The sequence below is a fragment of the Anaerotignum lactatifermentans DSM 14214 genome, assembly GCF_900142265.1.
Classification (GTDB): domain Bacteria; phylum Bacillota; class Clostridia; order Lachnospirales; family Anaerotignaceae; genus Anaerotignum; species Anaerotignum lactatifermentans.
In genome coordinates this window covers 1-10,563 of the sequence record NZ_FRAH01000092.1, presented here as the reverse complement: position 1 = coordinate 10,563, position 10,563 = coordinate 1, and the positions used below count along the sequence as shown (strand labels likewise).

The 10,563-nt window shown below is 45.9% G+C and carries 9 protein-coding genes; 5 read left to right on the top strand and 4 right to left on the bottom strand.

The window, feature by feature from the left end:
- Positions 1 to 182 precede the first annotated feature (182 nt).
- From ilvD to ilvB, 4 genes are all read right to left on the bottom strand, one after another.
- Entirely contained in the window at positions 183 to 1,841 is a 1,659-nt protein-coding gene (gene ilvD / locus BUB35_RS16390) for a dihydroxy-acid dehydratase (RefSeq protein ID WP_200777623.1), read from the bottom strand.
- A 122-nt stretch (positions 1,842 to 1,963) separates the two neighbouring features.
- Positions 1,964 to 2,959: a ketol-acid reductoisomerase gene (gene ilvC, locus BUB35_RS16385; RefSeq protein WP_072853520.1), complete on the bottom strand. Its 996-nt coding sequence runs from the start codon at positions 2,957 to 2,959 to the stop codon at positions 1,964 to 1,966.
- Between the two features lie 54 nt (positions 2,960 to 3,013).
- Positions 3,014 to 3,529, bottom strand: a complete 516-nt coding sequence (gene ilvN, locus BUB35_RS16380) for an acetolactate synthase small subunit (protein ID WP_072853518.1) — start codon at positions 3,527 to 3,529, stop codon at positions 3,014 to 3,016.
- Between the two features lie 16 nt (positions 3,530 to 3,545).
- On the bottom strand, positions 3,546 to 5,207 hold the full coding sequence (gene ilvB / locus BUB35_RS16375) for a biosynthetic-type acetolactate synthase large subunit (RefSeq protein ID WP_072853516.1): 1,662 nt from the start codon (positions 5,205 to 5,207) through the stop codon (positions 3,546 to 3,548).
- 356 nt (positions 5,208 to 5,563) lie between these two features.
- Between ilvB and BUB35_RS16370 the strand changes: the two genes are divergently transcribed.
- The 5 genes from BUB35_RS16370 to BUB35_RS16350 all read left to right on the top strand — a co-directional run.
- On the top strand, positions 5,564 to 7,270 hold the full coding sequence (locus BUB35_RS16370; RefSeq protein ID WP_072853524.1) for a 2-isopropylmalate synthase: 1,707 nt from the start codon (positions 5,564 to 5,566) through the stop codon (positions 7,268 to 7,270).
- An 84-nt stretch (positions 7,271 to 7,354) separates the two neighbouring features.
- Positions 7,355 to 8,614 carry a 3-isopropylmalate dehydratase large subunit gene (gene leuC, locus BUB35_RS16365; RefSeq protein ID WP_054329771.1) on the top strand — a complete coding sequence of 420 codons (1,260 nt, stop codon included), beginning with the start codon at positions 7,355 to 7,357 and terminating at the stop codon, positions 8,612 to 8,614.
- A 14-nt stretch (positions 8,615 to 8,628) separates the two neighbouring features.
- The gene (gene leuD / locus BUB35_RS16360) at positions 8,629 to 9,108 is read left to right on the top strand and encodes a 3-isopropylmalate dehydratase small subunit (RefSeq protein ID WP_072853515.1); all 480 of its coding nucleotides are present in this window, start codon (positions 8,629 to 8,631) and stop codon (positions 9,106 to 9,108) included.
- Positions 9,109 to 9,134: 26 nt separating this feature from the next.
- Entirely contained in the window at positions 9,135 to 10,205 is a 1,071-nt protein-coding gene (gene leuB, locus BUB35_RS16355) for a 3-isopropylmalate dehydrogenase (RefSeq protein ID WP_072853513.1), read from the top strand.
- Between the two features lie 118 nt (positions 10,206 to 10,323).
- The coding region (locus BUB35_RS16350) for a transposase (protein ID WP_416385642.1) at positions 10,324 to 10,563 on the top strand (240 nt) is incomplete at its 3' end.

The following is a 10,563-nucleotide window of genomic DNA, read 5'->3' as shown; positions in this document are numbered from 1 at the left end:
ATAACGCAGGAGGTTTCTTTCTTATACTAAAGTATTTTTACCTACCCCCAGTTGAACTGGGGGTTTTGTCATACCTGTTCGGCGTACAATAAAAGAGCTGAAATTCTTTGTAATGAAAGGATTTCAGCTCTCTTTGTTTTCTTATGAAACAGTCCTAAAACATGTTTTCTTTTTCGCTTCTATTATTTCATAACAGCGCCTTTGCTTGCCGCAGAAACGATTCTGCCGTATCTTGCCAGCCAACCGCTGGTTACTTTCGGCGCAGGTGCTACATAAGCTTTTCTTCTTTCTTCCAGTTCTTCATCTGTCAGTTTGACATTGATGGATGCATTGGGGATGTCGATTTCGATGAGATCACCATCTTTCAGCAGACCAATTTCGCCGCCTGCCGCTGCTTCCGGGCAAACATGACCGATGGAAGCGCCACGGCTTGCACCAGAGAATCTACCATCTGTGATGAGCGCTACAGACTTATCCAGCTTCATGCCTGCCAATGCACTGGTAGGATTCAGCATTTCACGCATACCGGGACCACCTTTCGGTCCTTCATAGCGGATTACAACCACATCTCCAGGTTTGATTTCGCCATTATAAATAGCTTCGATGGCAAAACTTTCATCATCGAATACTCTTGCGGGACCTGTATGACACAGCATTTCTTCCGCCACAGCACTGCGTTTGACAACACAGCCTTCTTTCGCAATATTGCCCCACAGGATTGCGATACCACCTGTTTCACTGTAAGGGGTTTCCACAGGACGGATAATTTCAGGATTGCGGTTATATGCGCCTGCGATATTATCACCCAATGTATGACCGGTTACTGTCATACAATTCAGATTCAGCAGTCCTTTTTTAGACAGTTCTGCCTGTACCGCAGGGATACCACCTGCCTGCTGCAAGTCTACGATATAAGTATCGCCAGCCGGTGCCAGATGGCACAGATTCGGAACTTTTGCGGAAATTTCATTGAATACGTTCAAATCCAAATCTACGCCTGCTTCGTTTGCAATGGCAAGCAGGTGCAGTACGCTATTGGAAGAACAACCCAGTGCCATATCACAGGCAACGGCATTACGGATAGATGCTTCTGTAATGATATCTCTTGCTTTGATGTCTTTTTCCACCAGTTCCATAATTTTCATGCCAGCGTGTTTTGCCAGCTGCAATCTGCCGCTGTGCACCGCAGGAATGGTACCATTGCCGGGCAGCGCCATACCAATGGCTTCACACAGACAGTTCATACTGTTTGCAGTGAACATACCAGCACAGGAACCACAGCCTGGACATGCATTATTTTCAAATTCATACAGTTTGTTATCATCAATTAGCCCTGCTTTTCTAGCGCCAACGGCTTCAAACATTTCAGACAGGCTCTTATGGGTATCATCTACAATACCGGGCATCATAGGACCACCGGAACAAACAATGGCAGGCAGATTGATTCTTGCTGCTGCCATAACCATACCGGGAACAATCTTATCGCAGTTGGGTACCAGTACCAGACCATCAAAGCAATGTGCCATTGCCATGGTTTCCACACTATCTGCAATGAGTTCACGGCTGGCAAGGCTGTATTTCATGCCGATATGTCCCATGGCAATCCCGTCACAAACGCCAATGGCAGGCACTTCGATGGGGGTACCGCCAGCCATACGGATACCAGCTTTTACGGCTTCTGCTACTTTATCCAGATGAAAATGTCCGGGAACAATTTCACTATGAGCAGAAACTACGCCAATCAACGGACGATCCAGTTCTTCTTTTGTATACCCCATGGCATAAAACAGGCTGCGCATAGGGGCTTTTTCAACACCTTGTGTTACACTTGCACTTCTCAGATTCTTCATATATGTATGAGGGCACGTTCCATATACAGGAAAAGCACCCTTTCGGGTGCTTTTCCACGAGGAATTCCCCTTCCTCCTTCTTCTTTACTTTGCTGAACTTTTCTATTCTATTCTTATTTCTTCAGCCAGCTCATCATCTGACGCAGTTCTGCGCCTACGTGACACAGCTGGTGATCTGCCTGTACTCTTCTGGATGCCAAGAATTTCGCTTTGCCGCCTGCGTTCATTTCCTGAACGAATGTGCTTGCGAAAGTACCATCCTGAATGTCTGCCAGCAGGCTCTTCATGCCGGCTCTTGCTTCTTCTGTGATAACGCGTTTGCCTGCGATGTAATCGCCGTATTCCGCTGTGTTGGAGATGGAATAACGCATTTTATCAAAGCCGCCTTCATAGATCAGGTCAACGATCAGTTTCATTTCATGGATACATTCAAAGTAAGCCATTTCAGGTTCATAACCAGCTTCTACCAGTGTTTCGAAACCAGCTTTCATCAGCTCTGTTACGCCGCCGCACAGTACTGCCTGTTCACCAAACAGGTCTGTTTCTGTTTCTTCTTTGAATGTTGTTTCCAGGATACCTGCACGACCAGCGCCGATACCGGAAGCATAAGCCAGTGCGTAGTCTTTTGCTTTGCCGGAAGCATCCTGATAAACAGCGATCAGACTGGGTACGCCTGCGCCTTCTGTATACAGTTTACGTACGATATGACCAGGACCTTTGGGCGCGATCATGATAACGTCCAGACCTTTTGCAGGCTGAATCTGGTTGTAATGAATGTTGAAACCATGGGCAAATGCCAGAATATCGCCATCTTTCATATGTTTTGCTACCTGGTTTTTGTAGATTTCAGGTGCCAGTTCGTCAGGTACCAGCATCATTACTACATCGCCTGCTTCTGCAGCTTCTTCAATTTCCATAACTTTCAGACCAGCTGCTTCTGCTTTTGCTGTATGAGCGGAGCCTTTTCTCAGACCAACCACAACGTTCATACCGCTTTCTTTCAGGTTCTGTGCATGGGCATGACCCTGGCTGCCAAAACCGATGACAGCAATTGTTTTGCCGTCCAACATTGCCAAATTACAATCCTGATCATAATACTTTTTAATCATTCGTATCGTCTCCTTTTCTTCCGGGTTTTTCCCGTTTCTTCTTTTGTAACTTTTTTATTCTGCAAGACCCCGTTCAATGCCTGTGATGCCTGTACGGCATACTTCGATGATATCATAGCAGGATACCATGTTCATAAAGCCGTCCAGCTTCTCAGGAGAGCCTGTCAGTTCAACAATCATACTGTTTTTGGAAAGGTCGATGATCTTCCCTCTATAAATATCCACGATTTCGTGTAATGCGCTTCTTTCATTTTTGTCTGTGCGGATTTTCACCAGCAGCAATTCGCGATATACGCTGTTTTTCATATCCAGCAGATAGATTTCCCGCACCACTTCCAGTTTTTCTGTCTGGGCAATGATCTGATGCAGTACATTTTCATCATTTTCCCCAGTAACGACTGTAATTCTGGTAAGCCCTGAAATGTGGGTTTCTGATGCGGTAATGGTGCTGATGTTAAAATTTCTTCTGCCAAACAGGCTGGAAATCCGAGCCAGTACATTGGGCTGGTTATCTACCAGCATACGCACCACCTGACGGGGGGCGTCTTTGTTGACTTTGATCTCTGTCATGCCTATCGCCTCCTCTTTAGTTCAAGATGATGTCTTCTACAGTACCGCCGTTAGGAATCATAGGCAGTACCTTTTCTTCCTGATCGATGATACATTCAATCCATACAGGACCTTTTTCCTGCAATGCTGCTGCAAAAGCTTCTTTGAATTCTTCCGGTGTTTCCGCGCGGAAGCTCTTTGCGCCGAAGCCTTCTGCCAGTTTTACGAAATCCGTTTTCCGGTTAGGTACTGTAGCAGAATATCGCCTGTCATAGAAAGAACTCTGCCACTGATAAACCATACCCAGTACATGATTGTTCATGATGACTGTGATGATAGGCAGTTCTTCGCTGACTGCAGTACATGCTTCATTCAGATTCATATGGAAGGAAGCATCACCTGTGAAATGGATTACCCGTTTATCGGGGCATCCAACCTGTGCACCGATGGCTGCGCCATAGCCAAAGCCCATGGTACCCAGACCACCGCTGGTCAAAAATACTTTTGTGTTGCGGTGTTTGATAAACTGTGCCGCCCACATCTGATGCTGACCAACATCGGTGACATAGATGGTTTCTTTATCAGTCATATCACAAACGGCACCAATGATATCGCGGGGATGCATTTTCGCCGCAGGACATTGTGCTGCAATGGAAGCATTTCTCCATTCTGCTACTTGTTCCAGCCAAGCTGTACGTTTTTTCTCCTCAACGAGAGGCAGCAGTTTTTCCAGAAAATATTTTACGTCGGAAAGGACGCTCATATCTACGATAACGTTCTTGTTGATTTCGCTCTCATCGATATCAACCTGAACTTTTGTGGCTCTCTGAGCAAATTTTTCCGTATTCAACGCTACACGGTCGGAAAAACGTGTGCCCAATGCCAATACCAAGTCCGCCTGATCCACGGCTTTATTGGCAGCGACACTGCCATGCATACCGATCATGCCCAAAGAATGGGTATCGTTATAACCGACAATCCCAACAGCCATCATGGTATAGGCGATGGGGATATCTGCCTTATGGATCAGTTCTTGTAATTCATGCCCAGCGTCTGAAGCAGGAACACCGCCGCCGCAGTAGATTGCAGGTCGTTCTGCCTGATTGATCATATCTGCGATTTTCTGGATTTCCTCATCAGAAGCTGTGGGCATTTTTACTTGGTGTTCTGCTTCTTTTGGTTCAAACTCACAAAGAGCAGCAGAAACATCTTTTGTTACATCCACCAGCACAGGACCTTTTCTGCCTGTGGCTGCAATGCGGAATGCCTCTCTGACAGCGTGTGCCAGATCTTCTACTTTATTAACGAAGAAATTATGTTTTGTAATGGGCATTGTAATGCCGGTAATATATACTTCCTGAAAAGCATCTCTGCCAATCAGGCTGTTTGCTACATTTGATGTAATGGCTACCATAGGAATACTATCCATAAAAGCTGTTGCAATTCCTGTTACCAGATTGGTAGCCCCAGGACCGCTTGTGGCAAAAACAACGCCGGTCTTCCCTGTTGCTCTGGCATAGCCATCTGCCGCATGTGCTGCTCCCTGTTCATGGGCTGTCAGCACGTGGCGAATTCGATCACTGTATTGATATAATGTGTCATAGATATTCAATGCAGCGCCGCCGGGATACCCAAAAACTGTATCCACACCTTGTTCCAGCAGAATCTCCATAATGATCTGCGAACCTGTCATTTTCATGTGGCAGTCCCTCTCTTTCTTTCATCTTTTGTTGTTTCATCGTCATTTTTCTTTTGTATTTTTTTTGATACACACAATTATATTACACTTTTTACAATTGTCAATAACTTTTTTTAGCGTAAGTGCATAATAAAAATTTTACACTGTATTCGCAAAAATACACTTGACAAATTGTTTTTGTTTTAGTACAATGCATATCATTCAAAAGCAATTCGCTTGCGAAACATTTTTGTTTGCCAATCTGCAACCGACAGGCTACCTCCATCAGATTGGCAAACAAAAACGGACACGGGAACGTCCGTAAATTACAAAAGACTCCAAATTCATGGAAGAAAGAAGGTTTGATTATTATGATGATGAAGAATTGCGAAAAGTACGAGGTCGGTTACTTTATGCCGCCTGAACCCTCAATGGAATGGATCAACAAAGATCATTTGGAAAAAGCACCCGCTTGGTGCAGCGTAGATTTAAGAGATGGTAATCAAGCCCTAATCGTTCCCATGAGTCTAAATGAAAAAGTAGAGTTCTTTCGTTTCCTGGTTTCCCTTGGCTTCAAGGAAATCGAGGTTGGCTTTCCCGCCGCATCTGAAACAGAGTATGAGTTTTTGCGTACACTGATTGAAAAGGATATGATTCCTGACGATGTCACCGTACAGGTACTGACACAGTCCAGAGAACATATCATCGCAAAAACATTTGAATCTCTGAAAGGTGCCAAAAAAGCCATTGTACATCTGTACAATTCCACTTCTCTGGCACAGCGGGAACAGGTCTTCAAAAAAGACCGCCAGGAAATCATTGATATTGCTGTCAGCGGTGCAAAACTGATGAACGAATACGCAAAGAAAATGCCGGAAACTGAATTTCAGTTTGAATATTCTCCAGAAAGCTTCACCGGCACAGAAATCGACTTTGCAGAAGCTATCTGCAACGCTGTCATCGACATCTGGGAACCCACTCCTGAGAAAAAAGTGATTATCAATCTGCCCGCAACTGTATCCATGTCTATGCCGCATGTTTACGCAGCACAGATCTCTTATATGTCCCATCACCTGCACAACAGAGAAAACGTCATCCTTTCTCTGCACCCCCACAACGACCGCGGCACAGCCGTAGCCGATGCGGAACTGGGTCTGCTGGCAGGCGGCGACAGAATCGAAGGTACACTGTTCGGCAACGGTGAAAGAACTGGTAACGTTGACATTGTCACACTGGCTATGAACCTGTTCTCTCATGGCGTTGACCCCGAACTGGACTTTAGCAACATGCCGAAAGTCGTAGAAGCTTACGAAAAATATACAGATATGAAAGTGCATCCTCGTCAGCCCTATGGCGGTCAGCTGGTATTTGCCGCATTCTCTGGTTCTCACCAGGATGCTATCGCAAAAGGCATGAAATACCGCGAAGACAAGCACATGCACCGCTGGATGGTGCCCTATCTGCCCATCGACCCTCATGATGTGGGCAGAGAATATGACGCAGACGTTATCCGCATCAACAGCCAGTCCGGCAAAGGCGGTATCGCTTATATTCTGGAACAGAACTACGGCTTCCACATTCCTGTAAAAATGCGGGAAGAAATTGGCTATATGATCAAAGGTGTTTCCGATCACAGTCATAAGGAACTGACACCTGCGGAAGTATATGAAACATTCAAAAACGAATATATCAACAAATTCAACCCCATCGACATTACCGATGCAACCTTCCGCAAAAATTCTACCTATAAAGGTGACGATGGATATACTGTTGACATTCATGTAAACATCGCTGGTACAGAATATTTCTTTACAGCAAGCGGTAACGGTCGTCTGGACGCTGTCAGCAATGCCCTGCGCCAGTCCAAGCTTTACAGCTTCGACTATACCTTTGTAACTTATGCAGAACATGCGCTGGAAGCAGAATCCAACTCCCGTGCAGCTGCTTATGTTGCCATTGCTGATGCCAACGGCAAAGTTTACTGGGGCGTAGGTATGCACGAAGACATCATTCTGGCTTCCATCAACGCTTTGGTCAGCGCTATCAACCGTCTGAATCAGGTAAGCCATTTCATCACAAAATAAATAATAATTGAAACAGCAGGGACAGGTGCCGCATGACAGTTTGTCACACCTGTCCCTTTTTGTACACAAAAGGAGCGATTTTTTATGGGAATGACAATGACACAGAAAATATTGGCTGCCCACGCGGGTCTGGATTCCGTTGTTGCGGGACAGCTCATCCGTGCCAATCTGGACATGGTACTGGGGAATGACATCACCTCCCCTGTTGCCATCAATGAATTTGAAAAAGCCGGTTTCTCCGGTGTTTTTGATAAAAGCAAAGTTTCCATGGTTATGGATCACTTTACACCCAATAAAGACATCAAAGCGGCGGAACAGTGCAAACAGTGCCGCACATTTGCCAGAAAATTTGATCTGGACAACTTCTATGATGTAGGCAATATGGGTATCGAACATGCCCTCCTGCCAGAAAAAGGTCTGGTAGCCGCTGGGGAATGTATCATCGGCGCAGACTCCCACACCTGCACTTATGGTGCACTGGGTGCTTTCTCTACTGGCGTTGGCTCCACTGATATGGCTGCCGGCATGGCAACAGGTCAGGCATGGTTCAAAGTCCCTGAAGCCATCAAATTTAACCTGACAGGCGCATTACAGAAAAATGTCAGCGGCAAAGACGTCATCCTGCATATCATCGGCATGATCGGCGTGGACGGTGCCCTGTACCGCTCTATGGAATTCATGGGCGAAGGTCTGAAAAGTCTGTCTATGGACGACCGCCTGTGCATTGCTAACATGGCAATTGAAGCCGGCGGCAAAAACGGTATCTTTATGGTAGATGAAATCACAAAAGAATATATGAAGGACAAAGTAAATCGTCCTTACACTGTATATGAACCCGATGCAGACGCAGAATATGTGCAGACTTATGACATTGACCTGTCTGCCATCAAACCCACCGTTGCTTTCCCCCACCTGCCGGAAAACACCAAAACCATTGACGAAGTGGGCGACGTTCCTATCCAGCAGGTTGTCATCGGTTCCTGCACAAACGGCAGACTGTCCGATATGAAAACAGCGGCAGAAATTCTGAAGGGACACAAGGTTCATAAAGATGTAAGAGCCATCATCATTCCCGCTACCCAGAAGATTTATCGGGAATGTATCAAAGAAGGCTATCTGGACATTTTCGTAGAAGCCGGCTGCGTTGTTTCCACCCCTACCTGCGGTCCTTGTCTGGGCGGTCATATGGGAATTCTGGCAGAAGGCGAACGCTGTGTAGCAACTACAAACAGAAACTTCGTTGGACGCATGGGGCATGTAAAATCCGAGGTATATCTGGCAAGCCCTGCCGTTGCAGCAGCATCTGCCATCACAGGCAAAATCAGCAGTCCCGATGAAGTGTAAGGAGGTTTTGAACAATGAAAGCAAATGGACGCGTACACAAGTACGGCGATAATATTGATACAGACGTTATCATTCCTGCAAGACATTTGAACACTGCCAATCACAAAGAACTGGCAAGCCATTGTATGGAAGATATTGATACAGAATTTGTCCACAAAGTAAAAGACGGCGACATCATGGTTGGCGGTTGGAACTTCGGCTGTGGCTCTTCCAGAGAACATGCCCCCATTGCCATCAAAGAATCCGGTATTTCCTGCGTCATTGCTAAAACATTTGCCCGGATTTTCTACCGCAATGCCATCAATATTGGTTTGGCAATTCTGGAATGTGAAGAAGCCAGCGACAAGATTCAGGACGGCGACGAAGTTGCCATCGACTTTGATACTGGCATCATCACAAACGTAACCAGAAACGAAACTTATCAAGCACTGCCCTTCCCTGATTTCATCAAAGAAATCATTGCCAAAGGCGGTCTGCTCAATTCCATCCGTTAAATACAAAAGAGAAAGGGAAATGTCCTATGAAATACAACATTGCTGTCATTCACGGCGACGGTATCGGTCCCGAAGTAGTAGGAGAAGCATTAAAGGTACTGGATACCATCGCCGAGAAATATCATCACGAATTTGTTTACACTCCCGTTTTGGCAGGTGGTTGCGCCATTGACGCTGTAGGAGAATGTTTGCCTCAGGCAACCATTGACGCCTGCAAAGCAGCTGATGCTGTACTGCTGGGCGCTGTTGGCGGCTGGAAATGGGATACATTACCTGGTGACAAACGTCCAGAACGGGCTTTGCTTGGACTTCGTAAGGAATTGGAACTCTTTGCCAATATTCGTCCTGCAATGCTCTTTGACGCCTTGGCAGACGCTTGTCCCCTGAAACCGGAAATCGTGGAAGGCGGACTGGACATCGTCGTGGTACGTGAATTAACAGGCGGTATCTATTTTGGCGAAAGAGGCACAAAAGATACAGAACTTGGTCTTGCCGCTTACGATGTAGAACAGTATGCAGAAGAAGAAGTCAAACGAATCGCCGTCACAGCCTTTGATATGGCGATGAAACGAAACAAAAAAGTCACCAGTGTGGATAAAGCCAATGTACTGGAAAGCTCTCGTCTGTGGCGGAGAGTGGTAACAGAAGTGGCAAAGGATTATCCAGAAGTCACACTGGAACATCTTTATATCGACAATGCAGCGATGCAGCTGGTACGCAATCCAAAACAGTTTGATGTCATTGTCACAGGCAATATCTTCGGGGATATCCTCTCTGATGAAGCCAGCATGATCACCGGTTCCATCGGTATGCTGCCTTCCGCCAGCCTGGCAAAAGGCAATTTCGGCATGTATGAACCGGTTCATGGTTCTGCGCCTGATATTGCTGGTCAGGACAAAGCAAATCCCATGGCTACAATATTGTCTACAGCAATGATGCTGCGCTATACCTTTGGTCTTTCTGAAGAAGCAGATGCCATCGAAAACGCCGTTAAGACTGTATTAGCAAAAGGCTATCGCACACCGGATATCTATACGGAAGGTATGACTCTGGTGGGTACAAAAGAAGCTGGCAGACTGATTTGCGCAGAAATTTGATCGACATAAAACACACGGAAGCAAAGACAGCGGGCTGTTTGAACAGGTCCAGTAAAAACGGACAATGACAAAAAGCCCCCTTATGTAGGATAATAGAACTACATAAGGGGGTCTCGCTATGTCCGGAAAAAAAGGAATGAAAAAGTATCCAGCGGGGATACGAGAGGAAGTTGTATCACGAATCAGAGCAGGAGAAAGTCAGCGTGCTTTAAGTCAAGAGTATGGGATTAGTCGATGGGCAATTCACTGCTGGCTAAAAGAATCTGTCCTTCCAAAGACACGAGGGCGCAAACCTGCAAAAACACTGGCAGAATACAAGTATGAGAACAAACGACTAAAGATGGAAAATGAGCTATTG